Source organism: Sphingomonas sp. QA11 (assembly GCF_028473665.1).
GTDB classification, from domain to species: Bacteria; Pseudomonadota; Alphaproteobacteria; order Sphingomonadales; family Sphingomonadaceae; genus Sphingomonas; species Sphingomonas phytovorans.
Genome location: NZ_CP098774.1, coordinates 4,634,065 through 4,653,695, shown reverse-complemented (window position 1 = coordinate 4,653,695; position 19,631 = coordinate 4,634,065). Strand labels below are relative to the sequence as shown.

The 19,631-nt window shown below is 67.7% G+C and carries 21 protein-coding genes and 1 tRNA gene; 13 read left to right on the top strand and 9 right to left on the bottom strand.

The genetic code is table 11. From position 1 onward, the window contains the following. The first annotated feature begins 12 nt into the window (after positions 1–12). From NDN01_RS21505 to NDN01_RS21480, 6 genes are all read left to right on the top strand, one after another. Positions 13–942 carry a DMT family transporter gene (locus tag NDN01_RS21505; protein ID WP_272623970.1) on the top strand — a complete coding sequence of 310 codons (930 nt, stop codon included), beginning with the start codon at positions 13–15 and terminating at the stop codon, positions 940–942. A 15-nt stretch (positions 943–957) separates the two neighbouring features. Beyond that, positions 958–1,623 (top strand): COQ9 family protein, encoded by a 666-nt coding sequence (locus NDN01_RS21500; RefSeq protein WP_443025156.1) that lies wholly within the window; start codon positions 958–960, stop codon positions 1,621–1,623. A gap of 71 nt (positions 1,624–1,694) precedes the next feature. Beyond that, entirely contained in the window at positions 1,695–1,943 is a 249-nt protein-coding gene (locus NDN01_RS21495; protein WP_272628343.1) for a FeoA family protein, read from the top strand. Between the two features lie 13 nt (positions 1,944–1,956). Next, positions 1,957–3,816, top strand: coding sequence for a ferrous iron transporter B (feoB, locus tag NDN01_RS21490; protein ID WP_272623969.1), 1,860 nt, complete (start codon positions 1,957–1,959; stop codon positions 3,814–3,816). An 11-nt stretch (positions 3,817–3,827) separates the two neighbouring features. Beyond that, positions 3,828–4,397, top strand: a complete 570-nt coding sequence (ssb, locus tag NDN01_RS21485) for a single-stranded DNA-binding protein (protein ID WP_272623967.1) — start codon at positions 3,828–3,830, stop codon at positions 4,395–4,397. Between the two features lie 23 nt (positions 4,398–4,420). Then, on the top strand, positions 4,421–5,968 hold the full coding sequence (locus NDN01_RS21480; protein WP_272623965.1) for a sensor histidine kinase: 1,548 nt from the start codon (positions 4,421–4,423) through the stop codon (positions 5,966–5,968). Here NDN01_RS21480 and NDN01_RS21475 read toward each other — a convergent pair. The 4 genes from NDN01_RS21475 to NDN01_RS21460 form a co-directional block, all read right to left on the bottom strand. Continuing rightward, positions 5,955–6,365, bottom strand: coding sequence for a response regulator (locus NDN01_RS21475; protein WP_272623964.1), 411 nt, complete (start codon positions 6,363–6,365; stop codon positions 5,955–5,957). The genes NDN01_RS21480 and NDN01_RS21475 overlap by 14 nt on opposite strands. A gap of 61 nt (positions 6,366–6,426) precedes the next feature. After that, entirely contained in the window at positions 6,427–7,014 is a 588-nt protein-coding gene (metW, locus tag NDN01_RS21470) for a methionine biosynthesis protein MetW (protein WP_272623963.1), read from the bottom strand. 178 nt (positions 7,015–7,192) lie between these two features. Beyond that, on the bottom strand, positions 7,193–8,311 hold the full coding sequence (gene metX / locus NDN01_RS21465) for a homoserine O-acetyltransferase MetX (protein ID WP_272623962.1): 1,119 nt from the start codon (positions 8,309–8,311) through the stop codon (positions 7,193–7,195). Positions 8,312–8,343: 32 nt separating this feature from the next. Then, the gene (locus NDN01_RS21460; protein ID WP_272623960.1) at positions 8,344–9,897 is read right to left on the bottom strand and encodes a flavin monoamine oxidase family protein; all 1,554 of its coding nucleotides are present in this window, start codon (positions 9,895–9,897) and stop codon (positions 8,344–8,346) included. A gap of 90 nt (positions 9,898–9,987) precedes the next feature. On the opposite strand from NDN01_RS21460, the gene NDN01_RS21455 reads away from it, so the two are divergent. Then, complete coding sequence (locus NDN01_RS21455) at positions 9,988–10,896, top strand: prephenate/arogenate dehydrogenase family protein (protein ID WP_272628341.1); 909 nt, start codon at positions 9,988–9,990, stop codon at positions 10,894–10,896. A 2-nt stretch (positions 10,897–10,898) separates the two neighbouring features. On the opposite strand, the gene NDN01_RS21450 is transcribed toward NDN01_RS21455, so the two are convergent. The 4 genes from NDN01_RS21450 to ftsE are packed head-to-tail and all read right to left on the bottom strand — an operon-like array spanning position 10,899 to position 13,715. Further along, complete coding sequence (locus NDN01_RS21450; protein WP_272623959.1) at positions 10,899–11,585, bottom strand: lysophospholipid acyltransferase family protein; 687 nt, start codon at positions 11,583–11,585, stop codon at positions 10,899–10,901. Continuing rightward, positions 11,582–12,118: a YdcF family protein gene (locus NDN01_RS21445; protein ID WP_272623958.1), complete on the bottom strand. Its 537-nt coding sequence runs from the start codon at positions 12,116–12,118 to the stop codon at positions 11,582–11,584. Before NDN01_RS21445 ends, NDN01_RS21450 begins: the two co-directional genes overlap by 4 nt. After that, complete coding sequence (locus NDN01_RS21440) at positions 12,115–13,008, bottom strand: cell division protein FtsX (RefSeq protein WP_272623957.1); 894 nt, start codon at positions 13,006–13,008, stop codon at positions 12,115–12,117. The genes NDN01_RS21445 and NDN01_RS21440 overlap by 4 nt, the downstream gene beginning before the upstream one ends. After that, positions 13,005–13,715: a cell division ATP-binding protein FtsE gene (ftsE, locus tag NDN01_RS21435; RefSeq protein WP_272623955.1), complete on the bottom strand. Its 711-nt coding sequence runs from the start codon at positions 13,713–13,715 to the stop codon at positions 13,005–13,007. Before ftsE ends, NDN01_RS21440 begins: the two co-directional genes overlap by 4 nt. Before the next feature lie 175 nt (positions 13,716–13,890). Here ftsE and NDN01_RS21430 point away from each other — a divergent pair, with 175 nt between their 5' ends. Next, positions 13,891–14,622 (top strand): MJ0042-type zinc finger domain-containing protein, encoded by a 732-nt coding sequence (locus tag NDN01_RS21430; RefSeq protein WP_272623954.1) that lies wholly within the window; start codon positions 13,891–13,893, stop codon positions 14,620–14,622. On the opposite strand, the gene NDN01_RS21425 is transcribed toward NDN01_RS21430, so the two are convergent. After that, entirely contained in the window at positions 14,573–15,961 is a 1,389-nt protein-coding gene (locus tag NDN01_RS21425; RefSeq protein ID WP_272623953.1) for an MATE family efflux transporter, read from the bottom strand. The two genes, NDN01_RS21430 and NDN01_RS21425, sit on opposite strands and share 50 nt — an antisense overlap. A 115-nt stretch (positions 15,962–16,076) precedes the next feature. Between NDN01_RS21425 and NDN01_RS21420 the strand changes: the two genes are divergently transcribed. The 5 genes from NDN01_RS21420 to msrB all read left to right on the top strand — a co-directional run bounded on the left by NDN01_RS21420 (position 16,077) and on the right by msrB (position 19,605). Continuing rightward, a tRNA-Leu gene (locus NDN01_RS21420) sits at positions 16,077–16,163 on the top strand. A 145-nt stretch (positions 16,164–16,308) separates the two neighbouring features. After that, positions 16,309–17,385: a type III polyketide synthase gene (locus tag NDN01_RS21415; RefSeq protein ID WP_272623952.1), complete on the top strand. Its 1,077-nt coding sequence runs from the start codon at positions 16,309–16,311 to the stop codon at positions 17,383–17,385. Then, positions 17,382–18,068, top strand: a complete 687-nt coding sequence (locus NDN01_RS21410) for a methyltransferase domain-containing protein (RefSeq protein ID WP_272623951.1) — start codon at positions 17,382–17,384, stop codon at positions 18,066–18,068. The genes NDN01_RS21415 and NDN01_RS21410 overlap by 4 nt, the downstream gene beginning before the upstream one ends. Further along, on the top strand, positions 18,047–19,177 hold the full coding sequence (locus NDN01_RS21405) for an NAD(P)/FAD-dependent oxidoreductase (protein WP_272623950.1): 1,131 nt from the start codon (positions 18,047–18,049) through the stop codon (positions 19,175–19,177). Before NDN01_RS21410 ends, NDN01_RS21405 begins: the two co-directional genes overlap by 22 nt. 5 nt (positions 19,178–19,182) lie before the next feature. Continuing rightward, positions 19,183–19,605: a peptide-methionine (R)-S-oxide reductase MsrB gene (gene msrB / locus NDN01_RS21400; protein WP_272623949.1), complete on the top strand. Its 423-nt coding sequence runs from the start codon at positions 19,183–19,185 to the stop codon at positions 19,603–19,605. The last annotated feature ends 26 nt before the right edge of the window (positions 19,606–19,631 follow it).

Sequence of the window (19,631 nt, the reverse complement as noted above, 5' to 3'; positions counted from 1 at the left end):
CTAAGGGGCCGCATGCACCAGTCCGTACCTTCAAGAAAAACTGTCCTGCTGCAAAGCCTGGGCTCTCGGCGGACGGCATTTGCCGCGCTGATCGCCGCCAACATCATGCTTGCCTTCGGATCCTGGTTCGTGCGGCTGGCCGATACGGGACCCGTCGCCTCCGCCTTCTGGCGCATCGCCCTGGCGACGCCGATCCTGCTTGCCGCCGCCATGGCCGGGGGCTGGCGACCGGCGCGGATCGGCACGCGCCTGTGGTTTCTGTTCGCGCTGGCGGGAATCTGCTTCGCCGCCGATCTCGGCAGCTGGCATGTCGGCATCCTGAAGACGACGCTGGCCAATGCGACGCTGTTCGGCAATTCGGCGACGTTGTTCTTCCCGATCTACGGCTTCCTCGCGGCGCGTGCCCTGCCGACGCGGATGCAGGGGATCGCGCTCGCCCTGGCCGCGATCGGCGCGGCGCTTCTGATGGGCCGGTCCTACCAGCTCGATCCGAAGAACCTGACCGGCGACCTGCTCTGCCTGTTCGCCGGGCTGCTCTATACGTTCTACTTCATCTTCATGCTGCGCGTACGCGAACGGATGGAGGCGTTGCCGGCTCTCGGCCTGGCGACCGGGGCCAGCATCCTGCCGCTGCTGCTGTTCGCGATCCTGCTGGGAGAGCGCATCTGGCCGCATGATTGGGCCCCGCTGATCGCCCTGGCGCTGGTCAGCCAGGTGGTCGGGCAGGGATTGCTGATCTACGCGCTCGGCAAGCTATCGCCGCTGGTCGTCGGCATCGCCCTGCTGGTGCAGCCGGTCGTCGCCGCGACGGTCGGGTGGATGGTCTATGACGAGCGGCTCGGCCTGCCCGACCTGATCGGAGCGGTACTCGTCGCCGTCGCCCTGGTGCTGGTGCGCGACAAGCCGGCGCCGCTTGCACCGACCGGGGCCGAAGCTAGATAGGATGCGAGGAGACGAATGATGTCCGCCCTGCCCGAGGATCCGACGCTCGACGAGGTGCGCGAAGCGCTGGCGCCGCTGATCGCGGCCAACGCCGCGTTCGATGGATGGAACGACGCCGCGCGCGATGCCGCCGCCGAGTCGGCCGGCGTCGACCGCGATGTCGCCGCGGTTGCCTTTCCCGGCGGGCCGGTCGACATGATCGACGCTTGGTTCACCCAGGTCGATACGGCAATGGCGGCGGCCCTGCCGCCCGAACGCCTGGCGACGATGAAGATCCGCGAGAAGATAACCGCTTTGGTCGAGGCGCGGCTCGCCGAGGTGGCGCCCAATCGCGAGGCGCTGCGCCGCGCGCTGGCGATCCTCGCCATGCCGCAGAATGTCGTGCGCGGCGCGAAGCTCGGCTGGCGCGCGGCCGACCTGATGTGGCGCGCGGCGGGCGACACCGCGACCGACTATAATCATTATACCAAGCGCACGATCCTGGCCGGTGTCTATACAGCGACGATCACCGTCTTCCTCGACGACGAAAGCGGGAACTGGGTGGATACGCGCGCTTTCCTCGCCCGGCGGATCGAGGGAATCATGCAGTTCGAAAAAGCCAAGGCCGGCTTCCTGTCGCGGACCGAGCACAGGCCGAGCCTGTCGCGTTTCATCGGCCGGCTGCGCTATCCGGTGGTGTGAATCGATCCTGCGGCAAATCGCCGACGGTTATTGATAATCAATCGCAAGGAGCTTATTGCCAATTTGTGCAGATGCCCCTCAGCCTCGAATCGCTGCCGCACCGGCAGCGCGCGACCGTCGCCGGAATCGCCTGGAGCGAGCTGAGCGTGCCGGAGGCGCGACGCCTTCGCGAGCTCGGCTTCGACGAGGGTGTCGGTGTCGAGGTGCTGCACCGCGCGACGCTGGGCAAGGGCCCGATCGCCTGCCGCATCGGCCGAATGACCGTTGCGCTTCGCCGTGCCGTGGCGGGCGCGATCCACGTTTCCCCCATCGCCGGTTAGATTGGTACCGTAAATGAATGCCGCGCCATTGGTGGCGCTGGTCGGCAACCCCAATGCCGGCAAGAGCGCCCTGTTCAACGCGCTGACCGGGGCACGACAGAAGGTCGGCAATTATCCCGGCGTGACGGTCGAGCGTCATTCCGGCCGGCTCGCGCTGCCCGATGGCCGGCCGGTCGAACTGGTCGACCTGCCCGGTGCCTATAGCCTCGATCCCTCAAGCCCCGACGAGCGCGTCACGCGCGACGTGGTGAGCGGATCCCAGGACGGCGAACGGCTGCCCGATGCGCTGGTCGTGGTCGTCGATGCCGCCAATCTCGACAATCACCTGCGCTTCGCCCTTCAATTGATCGCGCTTGGGCTGCCGGTGGTGGTCGCGCTCAACATGTTCGACCTGGCCGAGCGCGACGGGCTGATCCTCGATCCCGAGCGGCTGTCGCGCGATCTCGGCGTGCCGGTGGTGCCGACCGTGGCGGTCCGCCGCCGCGGGCTTGAGGACCTCAAGGCGCGACTCGCCGACATCCTGGTCCATGGCGCCGCCAGGCCGCTGCGCGCGAGCGACGGCAGCGTGCAGGAAGACATCGTCACCCTGCAGCGCCGCGCCCGGACCATCGCGGTGGCGGCCACGGTGTCCGAGACGCCGACCCGGCGCTGGGGCCATGCGCTCGACGCGATCGCGCTGCATCCGATCGTCGGCCCGATCCTGCTGCTCGGCCTGTTGTTCATCATGTTCCAGTCGGTGTTCGCCTGGTCGCAGGCGCCGATCGGCTGGATCGAATCGGGCATGGCCTCGCTCTCCGGCTTCGTGAGCAGCGAACTGCCTGACGGTTTCCTGCGCTCGCTTCTCGTCGACGGGCTGATCGCCGGCGTCGGCGCGGTGGTGGTGTTCCTGCCGCAGATCCTGATCCTGTTCACCTTCATCCTGGTGCTCGAGGCATCGGGATACATGGTCCGCGCGGCCTTCCTGATGGACCGGCTGATGGCGCATGTCGGGCTGTCGGGCCGCGCCTTCATCCCGCTGCTGTCGAGCTTCGCCTGCGCCGTGCCGGGCATCATGGCGACTCGGACGATCGACGACGAGAAGGACCGGCTGACCACCATCCTGATCGCGCCGCTGATGACCTGTTCGGCGCGGTTGCCGGTCTATACGCTGATCATCGGCGCGCTGATCCCCAATACCCGGGTGCTGCCGTTCGTCGGCCTTCAGGGGCTCGTGATGTTCGGCCTCTATGTGCTCGGCATCGTCGGCGCGTTCTTCGCCGCGCTCGTGCTGCGGCGGACGGTGACCAAGGGCGCCTCATCGGGCTTCATGATGGAAATGCCGAAATATCAATGGCCCCGGCTGGGCGACATACTGATCGGCCTGTGGAGCCGCGCGCTCATCTTCCTGAAGCGCGCCGGCACGACGATCGCCCTCACCGTGGTGCTGCTCTGGGCGCTGGCAAGCTATCCGGTCGCCCCCGCCGGCCAGAAGCAGAGCGAATATTCGATCGCCGGCCGTATCGCCTCCGGCATCGAAGTGGTGGTGAAACCGATCGGCTTCAACCACGATATCGCGCTCGCGCTGCTGCCAGCGATGGCCGCGCGCGAAGCGGCGGTCGGCGCGATCGCCACGGTCTATTCGATCGACAACCCCGAGGATTCGGCGAACGAGATCAAGCTGGCCGACCGCCTGCGCGGCCGCTGGAGCCTGCCGACCGCGCTCGCCTTCCTGATGTGGTTCGTCTTCGCGCCGCAGTGCATCTCGACCATCGCCGTCACGCGGCGCGAGACCAATGGATGGAAATGGCCGATGTTCATGATCGGCTATCTCTTCGTACTGGCATACGTCGCCGCGGGCGCTACATACTGGGCCGCTATCGGACTCGGATTGTAGGAACTAAATATATGGCGGGCAGCGTCAACAAGGTCATTCTCGTCGGCAATCTGGGGCGCGACCCCGAGAGCCGTTCCTTCCAGAATGGCGGCAAGGTGGTGAACCTGCGCATCGCCACGTCCGACACCTGGAAGGACAAGAACACCGGCGAGCGCAAGGAAAAGACCGAATGGCATTCGGTCGCGATCTTCAACGAAGGTCTCGCGAACGTCGCCGAACGCTATCTGCGCAAGGGCAGCAAGGTCTATATCGAAGGCGCGCTGCAGACCCGGAAGTGGCAGGATGCCCAGGGCCAGGATAAATATTCGACCGAGATCGTGCTTCAGGGCTTCAACTCGGTGCTGACCATGCTCGACGGCCCCGGCGGCGGTTCGGGTGGCGGCGGAGGCGGCGGCAGCCAGCGCGACGATTTCGGCGGCAACGACGATTTCGGCGGAGGATCCTCCGGTGGTTATGGCGGCGGATCCTCGGGTGGATCGGGTGGCGGCTTCGGCGGCAGCGCCAGCCGTGGCGGCGGTGCCCCGGCCAATCGCGGCAGCAGCAGCTTCGCCGACGATCTCGACGACGACGTGCCCTTCTGACCGTTTCGCGCGTTCATTCGCCTATGAGCGAGACTTTCCCGGCCGGATCGGCCGCGCCATCCGGCTGGCTGATCGACGAGGCCGTGCGTGCCGACGCGATCGCCGCGCACGACATCGAATCGCTCCGCGACAATGACGGGCTGAGCCGGATCACCGATTTCGCCGCGGCCTTGTCCGCGGCCCCGATCGCACTGGTCAGCCTCGTCGAGGAATGTCGCCAGACCTTCATCGCCCGAACCGGCCTCGACGCGACGGAAACGCCGCGCGAGACCAGTTTCTGCGCCTTCGCGATGCGCGGGACCGAGATCATGGTCGTGCCCGACGCGACGCGTGATCCGCGCTTCGCCGACAATGTGCTGGTCACCGGCGAACCCCATATCCGTTTCTATGCCGGCGCACCGCTCGTCTCCGACGAGGGCGTGCCGCTCGGCTCGCTCTGCGTGATCGACACGGTACCGCGCGACGGACTGACCCCGCTCCAGCGCCAGGGCCTTTCGACGCTGGCCGAGGCCGTAATGGCGCGGCTGCGCGACAGCCGGGACGCAGCCGCATGGCGCGCCACCGAGAACGCCAGCCACCGCGCGCTTGCCGAGAGCGACAACCGCTTCCGCGTGCTCGCCGATGCGATGCCGCAAATGGTCTGGTCGACCCCGCCCGACGGCCATAACGACTACTATAATGCGCGCTGGTACGAATTCACCGGCATGCCCGAAGGGTCGACCGACGGCGAGGGATGGAACCGCATGTTCCATCCGGAGGACCAGGCCCGCGCGCTCGAGACCTGGCGGCATTCCCTCGTCACGGGCGAGCCCTATCAGATCGAATATCGCCTGCGCCGCGCTGACGGTGCCTATCGCTGGACGCTGGGCCGGGCACTCCCTCTGCATGACGAATCGGGCATGATCGTCCGCTGGTTCGGCACCTGCACCGACATCCACGAGCAGAAAGAGGCGAGCGAGGAGCGCGAGGTCATCGCGCAGGAGCTGAGCCACCGAATCAAGAACATCTTCGCCGTGATCGCTGGGCTCGTGGGCTTCGCCGCGCGGACCAAGCCAGAGCTGGCGAGCGTCGCCGAAGATCTGCGCGAGCGGATCACCGCGCTCGGCCGCGCGCATGATTTCGTCCGCCCGCACAGCGCGAATTCGCGACCGGCAGCGTCGCAGAACAGCCTGCACGGGCTGCTGGGCGAATTGTTCCGCCCCTATCAGTCGGCCGACCTCGAGCGAATCACGGTCGGCGGCGTGGATGTGGAGATCGACGACCGCTCAGCGACGCCGCTTGCCCTGCTGTTCCACGAGCTTGCCACCAACGCGACCAAATATGGCGCACTGGTCAATGATTCGGGACGAATCGTCCTCGATGTCACGGCATCGGAGAGCGGTGTCGTCCTGCGCTGGGCTGAAAGCGGCGGGCCGATGGTGACGTCACCCGAGGCAATGAAGGGCTTCGGCTCCCAGTTGATGGAGATGAGCGCCGTCCGACAGTTGGGCGGAAATATCGCTCGCGACTGGCATTCGGACGGACTGGTCGTGACGATCGACGTGCCGTCGCGGGCGTTCAGCCGCCGCTGATCTCGCGGCCGAGCAGCACCAGATCGTCATTGGCTGCCGCGCCGTGCGGGTTGCCGGCACTGGCCATTGCCGCCGCCGCCAGAATCGCGGCTTCGGAGAAGGGCTTGCGGATATAGCCGAGCGCGCCCCTGGCGGCGCCGATCTGCGCTGGGTTGGCGGTGACGAAGATCACCTTCACCCCGTAATCCCGGGCAAGCGTCGCGGCGAGATCGGGCCCGGTCGCGCCGTCGCGCAGATTGACGTCGACCAGCGCGAAATGACAATCCTCGGCGGCCTCGATCGCACCACTCCGGTCGGCGGCGATCGCCTTCACATGATAGCCGGCATCGGTCAGGATTCGCTCGAGATCGAGCGCCACGAAAATCTCGTCTTCGACAATAAGAGCGGTGGTTGCCATGGATTCCTCGAATCTTCCTGCCGCCAACCCGCGAAACGGGCGCAAGGTTCCTTGATCGAGATCAGCTCTTCAGCAGGAACACCGCATGTTCGGCGAAGAAGTTCGCCGCCGCCGAGGTCGTGCGCTTGTCCCCTGACAGGAACCAGGCCCCTTCGACGGTGATGCCGCGCCCTTTCACGAAGGATCGGAAATCGTCGATCGTGAGGTGGTGGATATTGGGTGTGTCATACCATTGTTCGGGCAGCAGCCGGGTCACGGGCATCCGCCCGCCCCACATCAGCGAGGTGCGCCCGCGCCAGTGCGCGAAGTTCGGGAAGGACACGAAGGCGCGCCGGCCGATCCGGAGGAGATGGTCGAGCACCATGTCGGGCCGCCGGGTCGTCTGTAGCGTCTGGCTGAGGATCGCATAGTCGAAGCTTGCGTCGGGATAGTCGGCGAGATCCGAATCGGCATCGCCCTGGATCACCGACAGCCCGCGCGAGACGGCCGCGGCGACATTGCCCGCATCGAGCTCGAGCCCACGCGCGTCGACGCCCCTGCCGTCACGCAGCGCCGCCATCAGCGCGCCGTCGCCACAGCCGACATCGAGGATTCGGCTGCCCGGCGCGACGGAATCGGCGATGACGGCAAGGTCGGCACGGAGAGGCATTAAATTGCCTCACCGATAAATCCCTCTCCCAGCGGGAGAGGGAGGGAGCAGCGAAGCTGCGGAAGGGTGAGGGTGACTGAGTGAAGGCAACGATCACCCTCACCCTTCCTATCGCTTCGCGACGGCGCCCTTCCCTCTCCCGCCGGGAGAGGGACATAGAATGGGTCGCGCCATGCGCTCATGCGCCCGCCCTCAGGAAGCCGTCGATGACCAGGTTCATGCCGGGTGAATCGAGCAGGAAGGCATCGTGCCCGAACGGGCTGTTGAGCTCGACGAAGCTGACCGGTGCGCCCGCCGCGTTGAGCGCCTGAACGAGCGCGCGCGATTCCGAGGTGGGATAGAGCCAGTCGGTATCGAAGCTGACCAGGCAGAAGCGCGCCTTGCTTGCCCGGAAGGCGTTGGCGAGCAGGCCGCCATGTTCCTCGGCCAGATCGAAATAGTCGGTCGCGCGGGTGATGTAGAGATAGGAATTGGCGTCGAACCGGTCGACGAAGCTGATCCCCTGGTGGCGCAGATAGCTTTCCACCTGGAAATCGGCGTCGAAGCCGAAGCTTTTGGCATTGCGCGTCTGCAGGCGGCGGCCGAATTTCTCGGTCAGCCCGGCTTCCGACAGATAGGTGATGTGCGCCGCCATGCGCGCCACCGCGAGGCCGGCGGAAGGGGGATCGCCCGTCTCGTAATAATCGCCGCCGCGCCAGTTGGGATCGGCCATCACCGCCTGACGGCCGACCTCGTGAAAGGCGATGTTCTGCGCGGTGTGCCGCGCCGCCGAGGCGATGACGATCGCCGCGCGGACCCGGTCGGGAAAGGTCGCCGACCAGCTCAGCGCCTGCATGCCGCCCATCGACCCGCCGATCACCGCCGCCAGCGTCGCCACGCCGAGATGGTCGAGCAGCATCGCCTGGGCGCGCACCATGTCGCGAATGGTAATGACCGGAAAGTTCATGCCCCAGGGCTTGCCCGTCGCCGGGTTGACCGTCGCCGGGCCCGATGACCCGGTGCAGCCGCCGATCACATTGCTGCAGATGATGAAGTGCCGATCGGGATCGACCGGCTTGCCTGGCCCGACCAGGCGGGTCCACCAGCCGGGCTTGCCGGTGATCGGATGGTTGCTCGCAACATTCTGGTCCCCGGTCAGCGCGTGGCAGATCAGGATCGCGTTGCCGCCGTCAGCGTCGAGCGTGCCATAGGTTTCGTACGCGATGTCGACCGGCGACAGCAGCGCACCGCCGTCGAGCTGCAACGGCCCGGGCAGGGTGACATGGCGAGCAAGCCCGAAGCGCGTGTCGTCCGACATTGACGCGGCGTTAGGCCGCGAAACGCCGTCGTTCAAGCATGGTGAGCGGCCATGATCGCCGCGGCGGCCATCCGCCCGGTCTGCGCGCCACCATTCATATAGCCTGGATAAGCATCGGAGAGATGCTCGCCGGCGAACTGGACCAGGCCGGAAAGCGCGCGATGCTTCGGCCCGTTTCCGCCCTCGACCCAGATCAGCTCGCCGAAGCGGGTGAGCTGGCCGGGGCGGAAATTGACATAGGCACCGAGCGTCAACGGATCGCGGTGCCAGCCGGTGCGCCGCACCACCCCGCTCATCGCCGCGCCGAAGCCAGGCACGCCCCCCTCGGCCATGCCGGCGAAACCGCGCGCGAGCCGGACAGGATCGGCCGCGGCCGCGGCCTCGACTTCGTTACCGCCGAGGAACCAGGTCCAGACGCTGCCGGCATCGCTGGCCGGGCGAATGCCGCCGTCCCAGCCGAGCGCGGCGCCCGCGGCGGCATCGGTCTGCCACAGCTCGCCGCCGCGCCCGATCGGCCCTTCCCAAGGGCGTGACGTCATGACGGCCTGGATCTTCTCGTTATAACCGAGATCGACCTCGGCGATGAAGCGGCGCCACAAAGGTGGCAGCGGCACCCGGAATTCGATCTGGCGCAGCAGCGGCGCCGGCACCGCCACGATCACTGCCCCGGCATCCGCCACGGTGCCGTCAAGGAAGGAGAGTCGTACGCCGGCGCCGTACGGATCGATCTGCAACAGCCTCTTGCCGGTTTCGATCCGGTCGCCAAGCTTCGCCTGCATCGCGGCGATCAGTGCGCCGCTGCCGCCGTCGATGAGATAGCGTTCGTCGCTGCGGCTGAGCACATCGACTCGCTCGCCGTCCACGGTGGGCAGGTTGAAGACCAGTTCGATCGCCGAGGCCTGGCCCGGCTCGACGCCATATTCGGTGCGGCTGGTCGCCTCCATCAGCTGGCGCACCCAGGGCTGGGGCAGCTTGTCGGCGTGTTTGTCGAGATAGAGGCTGATGGAGAGTCGATCGAGTTCCCGTGCCGTTCGTGCATAATCCTTGTCGAGCCGGTCCGAATCGAGAGCAATCTGTGCCGCGATCGGTCGCAACGCCTCGGCGAGCGCCGCCACGGGCAGCACCGCGCCATTGGCGAGCACCATCGTGCGGTGCGCCTCGCCCTTGCGGTCGATCAGGCCGATACCGAATGCGGCGGCGAGCTTGTGCATGTCGTCATGGTCGGAATTGACCAGCTGGCCGCCAATCTCCATCGGCACGCCGCCCGTCGGGCGATGGGTAAACATGCGGCCGCCAAGCCGGGGTCGAGCCTCATGGATACGGGCGTCGATCCCCGCCTGGGTCAGATGCCACAGGGCAGTGAGCCCGGCGATTCCGCCGCCGACGATAGCCACCGGCCCGCGAACCGGCGCGGCGCGCAGCGGGCGAGGCATGGCTGTGACGAGGCCGGCCGCGCCGATCGCCTTGAGCAGGGCACGGCGGCTGAGCCCCTGGGGCCCCGCGACCGGCGGTTTCTCGCCGGCCGCCGCCAGATTCATCCGGCGCGCCGATTCGAGCGCCTCCCAGAAAGTCGCACTGCCCCGCATTCGGCCCATCCCCCGTTTTGCCGCTTCCTAGCAGGAGTACGGCAGAGCGTCAGCTTGCCTTAGCGAAAGCCATGAGCCATGCGGACGACCATGCTTCCCTTCGCCCGCGTCACCGTCATCGGCATCGGCCTGATCGGCTCCTCGATCGCCCGCGCGGTGCGCGCGCAAATGCCCACGGTGCGGCTGACCGGCTATGATGCCGATGCCGAGGTGCGCGCCGTCGCTGATCGCCTCCAGCTGTTCGACGACGTCACCGACACGGCCGGCGCATCAGTGATCGATGCCGATCTCGTCATCCTGTGCGTGCCGGTCGGCGCGATGGGCGCGGTCGGAGGCGAGATCGCCGCCGACCTGCCGGCCGACGCGGTGGTCAGCGATGTCGGGTCGTGCAAGGAAGACGTGGTCCGTGCGCTGGCCGAGGCGTTGCCCGGCGCGACGGTCATCCCCGCCCATCCCGTCGCCGGTACGGAGCGGAGCGGTCCCGAGGCGGGCTTCGCCACCCTGTTCCACAAGCGCTGGTGCATCGTGACGCCGCCCGAGGGCGCCAATCCGGTCGCGATCGAGCGGGTCAGCGAATTCTGGCGCAGGCTGGGCGCCGAGGTCGAGACGATGGAGCCGGGCCATCACGACCGCGTCCTCGCCATCACCAGCCATTTGCCCCATCTGATCGCCTACACCATCGTCGGGACCGCCTCCGACATGGAGGAAGTGACACGCAGCGAGGTGATCAAATATTCGGCCGGCGGTTTCCGTGACTTCACCCGCATCGCCGCATCCGACCCGACCATGTGGCGCGACGTGTTCCTGGCCAATCGCGAGGCGGTGCTGGACATGCTCCAGCGCTTTTCCGAGGACCTGTCGGCGCTCCAGCGCGCGATCCGCTGGGGCAAGGGCGACGAATTGTTCGACCTGTTCACCAGGACCCGCGCGATCCGGCGCACCATCATCGAGCAGGGCCAGGACGATCCGGCCCCCGACTTCGGCCGCACCCACGAATAATCTCAGCTATCCAGCGCGTTGATCGCCGCATGGACCCGGCGTTCGGCCTCGGCTCGGGGCAGGCCCGGCGGGATCGGCTCGCCGAAGCGGAAAGTCACGACACCCGGCAGCTTGGGGCCGTGCTTGGGCCAGACCTTGCCGCTGTCGATCGCGACGGGGATCACCGGGATTTTCAACATCTGATACAGGCCGGCGAAACCCGCGCGAAGCGGGGGCTGCTCACCCGGGGGCACCCGCGTGCCCTCCGGAAAGATCAGGATCGACCGCCCCAGCGCAAGCTCAGCCTGCGCCTCGCGTACCATGCGCCGGAGCGCGGCGGCCGAAGCCTCGCGGTCGACGACGATGACGCCATAGCGTCGTGCCGCCCAGCCCCATACCGGAATCGAGGCTAGTTCCTGCTTCATTACGATCGCCGGGGTGCGGAGCAGCCGCCCGAGCTCAAGCGTCTCGTACATCGCCTGGTGCTTGGCCGCGTAGATGACCGGACCATCGGCGAACAGATTTCCCTCGACCCGGCGATGGATGCCGAGAATGGCCTCGGTCGCCCAGCCATGGAATTTCGTCCAGATATGGGTGTGGACGATCAGCGCGTTCCTGCCGAACAACGCCGTCACCGGCGTCAGCAGCACGATCGGGATCGAGATTCCGTAGAACACGATCATGAACAGGATCGTCCTCAGCCAGGTCATACGCCGATCCCCATCCAGAGCACGACGCGGCGGAGCAGCAGCTTGTTGTACTCGGCGACCAGCAGGCTGAAGCGCGGGCTGCTCGGCACGCCGTCGTCAAGCACCTGGACATCGCTGTCGAGCGCGTTGGTGAGTTCCATCCGGGCGCGGGCCAGATGCCAGTCCGAGGTGACGAGCCGAACCGATTTATAGCCGTGCTGCTTCACCCAGTCGGCCGTCTCCTCGGCATTTGAGCGCGTATCGACCGCCTCCCGGCCAAGATCGATGCAGCAGGCGAACAGCGAAGGCGCCTCGCGATATTCATGCGCCAGCTCGACCGGCCTCACCTCGGGCGCGACTCCGGTTACCAGCATGCGCTTCGCCGCGTGCGCCTTGAGCAGCGCGATGCCCCGGTCGATCCGCCCGGCCCCGCCCGTCGGCACCACGATCGCGTCGGTCTTCGCATTGTCGAGCGGCCCGGGCATGGCGAGCAGGAACAGCACGAAACCAAGCGCCCAGAGCAGCACGGCACCGCCGAGGATTCGCAGGATCACAGGATGCGCCTCAGCGCGCCGAGCACCGCGAGCCGCGCGGCATAGGTCGCGAGCAGGGCGAAGCCGATCGGCAGCATCGCGAGCAGGAGCCAGTCGCGCGTCGACAGCTGCAACCCGCCGAGCAGGTCGGAACCGAGCGTCGCAAGTTGCAGGCCGACCAGAACCACCATGCCGGCCGCGACCACCGTGCCGAGCGCGCCGCCGAACAGGGTATCGAGCGCGATTCGCCGCTGGAACAGCCGTGCGACCTGGAGATCGGTCGATCCAAGCATGTGCAGCACCTCGATCGTGTCGCGGTGCGTCTCGAGCCCGGCCCGCGCGGCAAGAATGACGACGGCGCTGGTAGCCGCCGCCATCAGCACGACCAGCCCGGCCGCGAGCCAGGTGACCATGTTCATGAAATTGCTGACCGGCGACATCCAGCTTTCGTGCCGGTCGACCCGTGCCGCGGGCGCGACCGCCTGCACCGCCTGAGTCACCCGCGCCACGGCGGCCGCGCTGGCAATGCCCAGGTCGACGTCGATCATCGCGGGTACGGGCAGATCGGGATCGGCGCCGTCCGGGCCGAGCCAGGGGCCGAGCAGCTTGACGAGTTCAGCACGGTTCACCTCGACGGCGCGCGACACCTCGGGCAGGCCGCGCAGCACCGCCAGCGCCTTTGCCGTCTGGTCCGCCCGCGCGCGATCGGCCGGCTCGACGATCTGGACCGTCAGCCTCCCGGCGAGCTGCCGGTCGAGCAGGGTCGCGGCGCTCAGCGTGCCGAGCCCAAGCGCGGCCGCCAGCACTGTCAGGAACAGCATGATCGCCATGATCCACATCATCGCGCGCGTGCCGCGACTCTCGTCGAGCAGGCGGCGATCGGCCGCTGACGCGATCAGCCGGACGCTCATTCGGAATCCGCCTGGGGAGGCGGAAAGCGCAACGACCCGGTGGGATCGAGCAGCCGCCCCTTGTCGAGCCGCATCATATGCGCATTCGGGATTCGGCCGAGCAGGTGGAAATCATGAGTCGCGACGACGACGGTGGTACCAAGGCGGTTGAGCGAATCGAACAGATGGAGCAGCCGTTCCGCCATGTCGGGATCGACGTTGCCGGTCGGCTCGTCCGCCACCAGGATCTCGGGCCGGCTGATCACCGCGCGGGCAATCGCGACGCGCTGCTGCTCCCCGCCCGAGAGCGTCGGCGGCTTGGCCTCGACCCGGTCGGACAGGCCGACCCAGGCGAGCATCTCGCGCACCGGCGCCTCGACATCGCTTTCGGAAACGCCGGAGACGCGCAGGGGCAGCGCGATATTGTCATAGGCCGAAAGGTGCGGGACGAGGCGGAAATCCTGGAACACCACCCCGATCCGGCGGCGAAAACCGGGCAGCCGCTTGCGCGGCAGCGTCACTGCATCCTCGCCGAACAGGCGGATCATGCCGCGCGTGGGGCGTTGCGAGAGATAGAGCAGCTTCAACAGGGACGTCTTGCCCGCACCGCTGGCACCGGTGAGGAAATAGAAGGAGCCGGTCGACAGCGTGAAGCTGACGTCGGACAGAGTCTCCTGACCCGTGCCGTAGCGCAGCCCCACATTCTCGAACTGGACGATATTCGCCATTACCGGCGCAACGCTCGCTTCTCACTGATGCCCCGCCCCGCCATCGCACGTTCGGGGCGCGCGCCACAAGCGCGCGCGTAAGCCCTTCGACCCGAAAGACTTGCCACGAGCGGTCGGCACGTGCTTAGATTCGGGACAGGCGTGGCGCGACCCGCGACGCCGGAAGCGGCGCAAGATGATCCTTGAATGCACTCAATGCCGGACTCGATACCTCGTACCCGATTCGGCAATCGGGTCCGAAGGACGGACCGTGCGATGCGCGAGCTGCAAGCATAGCTGGTTCCAGCCGGGCCAGGTGCTCGATCTGGTGGCCCAGGCCGAAGCCGTCGCCCCCGCTCCCCGTTCGGCTCCGGCCCCCGCCTCCACAGCAGCTCCGCCAGCACCGCCACCCGTAACGGCGCCCGACGTCGAGATCGCGCCGCCTGGCACCGCGCCCGACTATGACGCCTTCGCGCACCAGCCGCCCTTCCGCCCGCGCCGCAACCCGGCGCGGCGCTGGACGATGGCCGCCTTCGCCGCCGGATTCGCCATGCTGGTGGGCGCCGCGGCCATCCTCTATTCGGGCGCACCCGGCCTGGCCCAGCAATTCGGCCTGCCGATCGGCGCGCCAGCGACGCCGCTCAAGATCGTCAACAACCCGATCGATCGCCGCGACCTGGCCAATGGCAGCGAGATGTTCGCGATCAGCGGCAAGGTGGTGAACCCGACCGACCAGCGCCAGCAGGTCCCGGACATCCGGGTCGAGCTGAAGGATGCGCAGAACCGGCTGGTCTATAGCTGGACGATCCGCCCCGAAACGATGGCGCTGCCGCCGCGCGGATCGGTCGAGTTCAACAGCGCGAAGCTCGACGTGCCGGTCAATTCGAAACAGCTGGTGCTGAGCTTTTCCGGCGAATCCTCCAACTGATCAGCGCGAAACGGCTGCCGTGCAGCAGCGTCGCCGCGACCATGCCGATGCCGGAGGCGTACACCAGCCCGGTCAGCCCGGCGCCGATATGGACCAGCCACCAGCCAGCCCCGCCCGTCACCAGGAAGAAGGCGATGATGCTGTTGCCCCCGGCCACCACCTGGTCGCCGAGCGAGCGCAGCGCATAGACGAACACCACCTGCGCCCCGTCGAACAGGATGAACGGCGCCCATAGCGGCACCATCGCCAGCGCGAGCATATGAACCTCTGCCGTGGCAGGGAACAGGGCAACGATGCCGCCGCGCCCGACCACCAGCAGCAGCGCCAATAGTCCGGTGAGGATCGCCGCGACCGACACGGCGATCATCGTTCGGGGAAAGGCGCGTTGCGGCATACCTTCCCCAACCGCATTGCCGACTCGCACGCCGGCCGCCGATCCCATTCCCAGCGCGATGGAAAAGGTGACATTGTGGATGGAGAAGACGATCTGGAAGGCATGCGTCGCGGCGTCGCCCAGCCGGGTGGAAAGCGCGATCAGGATCGAGAAGCCGGCAAGTTCGAGCCCCGAGGCGATCGCCGGCACCATGCCGAACGCAGCGAGCCGCACCGCGCCCGCTGGGACGCTTCGCCAGGTGGCGCGCGACAGATCGTGCACTCCGCGCAGCGCGGCGCGCGGCAGGGTCCATGCGGCGCCGATCATGCCTGCGGCACCCAGCGCCGAGGCAATCGCCGTCGCGGTCGCCGCGCCGACGGCGCCGAGCGCCGGCATCCCGAGATGGCCGCCCGACAGCGCCCAGGCGAGCACCGCATTGAGCGGCAGGATCGCGAGATTGACCGTCGCTACCCGGCGCGGGCGGCTGACCCCTTCAAGAAAGAAGCTCGCCGCGACGATGACGAGCTGGAACGGAAAGCAGATCGCCATCACCTGCACGACGCGCGACGCGCGCAGGACAAGCTCGTCGGCGACGCCCATGCCGGCAAGCATCGGCGCGGCGAAGAACAGCAACACCAACGCGGCCACGCTGCCGAGGACAAGCGCGAGGGCAAGCCCCTCCCGCAGCACGGCACCGGTACGCTTCAGGTCGCCCGCGCCATCGGCACGCGAGGTATGGACGAGCACGCCCGACAGCGCGGCGAGCCCTGCGACGATCGCGACGAAGGTCAGCGACCGGCTGGCCCCCAGCGCAGCGACTTCCTCGGTACCGGCAAGCCCGACCACGACCACGTCGGTGACGTGCAGGATCGTCCAGTTGAGGCTGGTCAGCATTACCGGCCAGGCCAGCCCGAGGATGCGCCTGGTCTCGTCACCGATCGGATAGGAGGGGGAGGCAACGGGCATGCCGCCCTGCTAACGATGGATCGACGGCGCGGATAGAGCAGTTGCCAATGTCGCAATGCCTTGCTAGGGGCGCTCGCCTACCAGCTGCCGGGGCTTATCCGGTGGTGTTTCACGTGCGGCCGTGGCGGAACTGGTAGACGCGCAACGTTGAGGTCGTTGTGGGCGAAAGCCCGTGGAAGTTCGAGTCTTCTCGGCCGCACCACTTTTTCTTCTTCCGGATCAGGACACGCCTTCGGGCGGCCGCGGAAGCAAAGCTTTGGCAAGCGGGGATCGTCCGCGCTACAGTGGCGTTCTGCAACTGATCGGCATCCGCCGGATCAGACTGAAAGCTGCCCCGAAAGCTGCCTTTGCCCGAAGTAGCCGCCTATCTGAATGCGATCGGCACCGCCGTTCCCGATCACGATATCCATCACGCCTTTATCGACTGGGCGCAGGGCCGGATCGAGGACGACCGCGCCGCGAAGCTGTTCGCGCGCATGGCGGGACGTTCCGGCATCGAGCATCGCTGGTCGGTGCTCAGGCGCACCAGCGGCGGCGGATCGCCCGTCTCCGCTGAGGGTTTCTACGCCAAGCCGCACCTGCCAGGCACCGCCACGCGCATGCAGCTCTATGCCAAGGAAGCCCCGAAGCTCGGCATTGCCGCGATCAAGGCGCTCGCCGCGCAGGTTCCGATCGACAATATCACCCATTTCGTCGTGGCGAGCTGCACCGGATTCGTCGCGCCGGGCGTCGACCAGATCATTGCCCGGCAGATCGGCCTGCCGCCATCGACCGAACGGCTGCTGATCGGCTTCATGGGCTGCTACGCGGCGGTCGCGGCGCTCCGCACGGCGCGCCATATCGTGCGGTCCGATCCGGAGGCCCGGGTGCTCGTGCTCTGCGTCGAGCTGTCGACGCTCCATCTGCAGGCCGTGAACGAGGTCGAACCGCTGCTGGCGATGCTGCAATTCGGTGATGGCGCCGCGGCGGCGATGGTGACCGCCGATTCGGGCGGCTTCGCGATCGGCCAGCCCTTCGCGACCACCCTGCCCGATTCGGAGAAACTGATTCGCTGGGACGTCACCGACAGCGGCTTCGCCATGCACCTATCCGGGGAAGTGCCGGGGCGGATCGCCGCCGGCCTGGCCGATCCCCATTTCGCATCGGCCGCGACCGGCGGCCGCGCCCCGGACGAGATCGACGGCTGGGCGGTCCATGCCGGCGGCCGGTCGATCCTCGACGCGGTCGAGCACAGCCTGCATCTCGCGCCCGAAGCGCTGGCCGCCTCTCGCCGGGTACTGGCCGACAATGGCAACATGTCATCCGCGACGCTGATGTTCGTCCTGGCACGGCTGCTCGCGGGGCCGCCGGTCAGAGACGGCGTCGCCCTGGCTTTCGGTCCCGGACTCGCGGCCGAAGGGTTCGGCTTCAGGAGCGCGGGGTGAGCCTCGCCACCCGCGCCATCGCCGATGAATTGATGGACGCCGAGGATCTCGATGCCGCGACCTATGCCGAGGTCGTGGGCGATCTCGCCAAAGTGAATGTCGTGACGATGGCGGCGCGCCCGACGCTCGATTTCCTCGCGCGGGGCGTGCGGGACGACCGTCCTTTCCGCCTGCTCGATGTCGGCTTCGGCGATGGCGACATGCTGCGGAGGATCGCGCGCTGGGCGAAGAAGCGAGGGATCGCCGCCGACCTTATCGGCGTCGACCTGAACCCGCGCAGCGAGCTTGCCGCCACCGCCCATACGCCGGCCTATATGGGTATTCGTTATATCACCGGCGACTATGCCGATTTCGCCGGCGGCGAGTGGGATTTCGTCATCTCGAGCCTCGTCGCGCACCATATGACTCATGGGCAGCTCATCGCCTTCCTCCGCTTCATGGAGCTCGAGTCGCGATGCGGCTGGCTGATCAACGACCTACATCGCCATGGCTTCGCCCATTGGGGCTTCCCGATCCTCGCCCGGGTCGCGGGCTGGCACCGGATCGTTCGACTCGACGGCACTTTGTCGATCGCCCGCTCCTATCGGCCTTCGGAATGGCCGGAGATCCTGGCGGAGGCTGGCATTGAGGCCCATGTTTATCGTGCCTTCCCCTTCCGGCTGTGCGTCGAACACCTGCGCTGATCGTCGGCGGCGGGCCGGCCGGGGCGAGCGCAGCGATCCTGCTCGCCAGCGCGGGGGCACCGCACCTGTTGATCGAGCGCACCCGGGAAACCGGCGATTCGCTGTGCGGCGGCTTCCTCAGCTGGCGCACGCTCGAATCGCTGCGCAGCCTGGGTATCGAGCCGGATTCCCTCGGACCGGCACGGGTAACTCATGTCCGGCTGTTCGCCGGCGACCGGATGGCCGAGGCTGTATTGCCGCGCCCCGCGCAGGGCGTGTCGCGCCGCCTGCTCGATTCGCTGCTGCTTGACCGGGCGGAACGCGCCGGCGCCGCGATCGAGCGCGGCGTCGCGGTGAAGGCGATCGACGGCACCACCGCCCAGCTGCAGGATGGCGGTGCGATCGAAACCGATGCGCTGTTCCTGGCGAGCGGCAAGCACGACATTCGGGGCCTGGCGCGCCCGGCCGAGGCCCGCGGGGCCGACCCGACCCTCGGCCTGCGCATCCGCCTTGCGCCGGCGCCGGCGCTCGACCGGCTGCTTGGTCACGCGATCGAGCTGCACCTGTTCGATCGCGGCTATATGGGCGTCGTCCTGCAGGAGGACGGCAGCGCCAATTGCTGCATGGCGGTGCATCGATCCCGCATGGCCGAAGCCGGTGACCCCGATCGCCTGCTCGATGCGCTTGCGGCCGAATCGCCCCGGCTGGGCGATCGCCTCGCCTGGCGCCGGGGCGGCGAGGCGATCGATGCGGTCGCCAACGTCCCTTATGGCTGGCGCGCGCGCGCGGCCACCAGCGGCCTGTTCCGCCTTGGCGACCAGGCAGGCGTGATTCCCTCGCTCGCGGGGGAAGGCATGGGCATCGCCATTGCCAGCGGCATGCGTGCCGCCCGCGCCTGCGTGCGGGGCGGGGCCGGAGCAGCGATTCCCTTCCAGCGTCGTCTCGCCCGCGATCTTGCGCGGCCGATCGACATCGCCGGCCTGATTCGCGCGGCGGCCGAACGTCCCGCCATCGCCAGGGCGGTGTTGCCGGTCGCGCGGAACCTGCCGCTGTTGATCGATGTTGTCGCGCGGCTGACCCGCATCGACCATTCGCACCTTGACCATCCCGCCACGGCGCAGGAAAGCTGACGCTCATGGACCTGTTCACCCTCTCCGAAGCAGAGTGGCGCAAGCGGCTCAGCCCCGAGCAATATCATGTGCTGCGCGAGGCCGGCACCGAGCCAGCCTTTTCCGGCCGCTACAACAACAACAAGGCCGATGGTATCTATCGCTGCGGCGGTTGCGCGAGCCCGTTGTTCGACAGCGCCGACAAATATGAATCGGGATCGGGCTGGCCCAGCTTCACCCGGCCGATCGCGCCGGAGCGGGTGACCGAGCATAGCGATATCAGCCATGGCATGACCCGGACCGAGGCGCGCTGCGCGCGCTGCGATGGGCATCTCGGCCATGTCTTCCCCGACGGGCCACCGCCGACCGGGCTGCGCTATTGCATGAACTCGCTCAGCCTCGATTTCCGGGCGCGCAGCACCGAAAGCGCCGGCGAGGCAGCCGCCTGACCATATCCGTTCACCGGCGCTTCACC

Excerpts from the sequence above, each read along its gene's own strand:
- NDN01_RS21480 (WP_272623965.1), top strand. The coding sequence starts at position 4,421 with ATGAGCGAGACTTTCCCGGCCGGATCGGCCGCGCCATCCGGCTGGCTG.
- feoB (WP_272623969.1), top strand. The coding sequence starts at position 1,957 with ATGAATGCCGCGCCATTGGTGGCGCTGGTCGGCAACCCCAATGCCGGC.
- NDN01_RS21500 (WP_443025156.1), top strand. The coding sequence starts at position 958 with ATGATGTCCGCCCTGCCCGAGGATCCGACGCTCGACGAGGTGCGCGAA.
- NDN01_RS21495 (WP_272628343.1), top strand. The coding sequence starts at position 1,695 with ATGCCCCTCAGCCTCGAATCGCTGCCGCACCGGCAGCGCGCGACCGTC.
- NDN01_RS21425 (WP_272623953.1), bottom strand. The coding sequence starts at position 15,961 with ATGCCCGTTGCCTCCCCCTCCTATCCGATCGGTGACGAGACCAGGCGC.
- NDN01_RS21440 (WP_272623957.1), bottom strand. The coding sequence starts at position 13,008 with ATGAGCGTCCGGCTGATCGCGTCAGCGGCCGATCGCCGCCTGCTCGAC.
- metW (WP_272623963.1), bottom strand. The coding sequence starts at position 7,014 with ATGCCTCTCCGTGCCGACCTTGCCGTCATCGCCGATTCCGTCGCGCCG.
- NDN01_RS21460 (WP_272623960.1), bottom strand. The coding sequence starts at position 9,897 with ATGCGGGGCAGTGCGACTTTCTGGGAGGCGCTCGAATCGGCGCGCCGG.
- ssb (WP_272623967.1), top strand. The coding sequence starts at position 3,828 with ATGGCGGGCAGCGTCAACAAGGTCATTCTCGTCGGCAATCTGGGGCGC.
- ftsE (WP_272623955.1), bottom strand. The coding sequence starts at position 13,715 with ATGGCGAATATCGTCCAGTTCGAGAATGTGGGGCTGCGCTACGGCACG.
- NDN01_RS21450 (WP_272623959.1), bottom strand. The coding sequence starts at position 11,585 with ATGACCTGGCTGAGGACGATCCTGTTCATGATCGTGTTCTACGGAATC.
- metX (WP_272623962.1), bottom strand. The coding sequence starts at position 8,311 with ATGTCGGACGACACGCGCTTCGGGCTTGCTCGCCATGTCACCCTGCCC.
- NDN01_RS21505 (WP_272623970.1), top strand. The coding sequence starts at position 13 with ATGCACCAGTCCGTACCTTCAAGAAAAACTGTCCTGCTGCAAAGCCTG.
- msrB (WP_272623949.1), top strand. The coding sequence starts at position 19,183 with ATGGACCTGTTCACCCTCTCCGAAGCAGAGTGGCGCAAGCGGCTCAGC.
- NDN01_RS21475 (WP_272623964.1), bottom strand. The coding sequence starts at position 6,365 with ATGGCAACCACCGCTCTTATTGTCGAAGACGAGATTTTCGTGGCGCTC.
- NDN01_RS21430 (WP_272623954.1), top strand. The coding sequence starts at position 13,891 with ATGATCCTTGAATGCACTCAATGCCGGACTCGATACCTCGTACCCGAT.
- NDN01_RS21455 (WP_272628341.1), top strand. The coding sequence starts at position 9,988 with ATGCTTCCCTTCGCCCGCGTCACCGTCATCGGCATCGGCCTGATCGGC.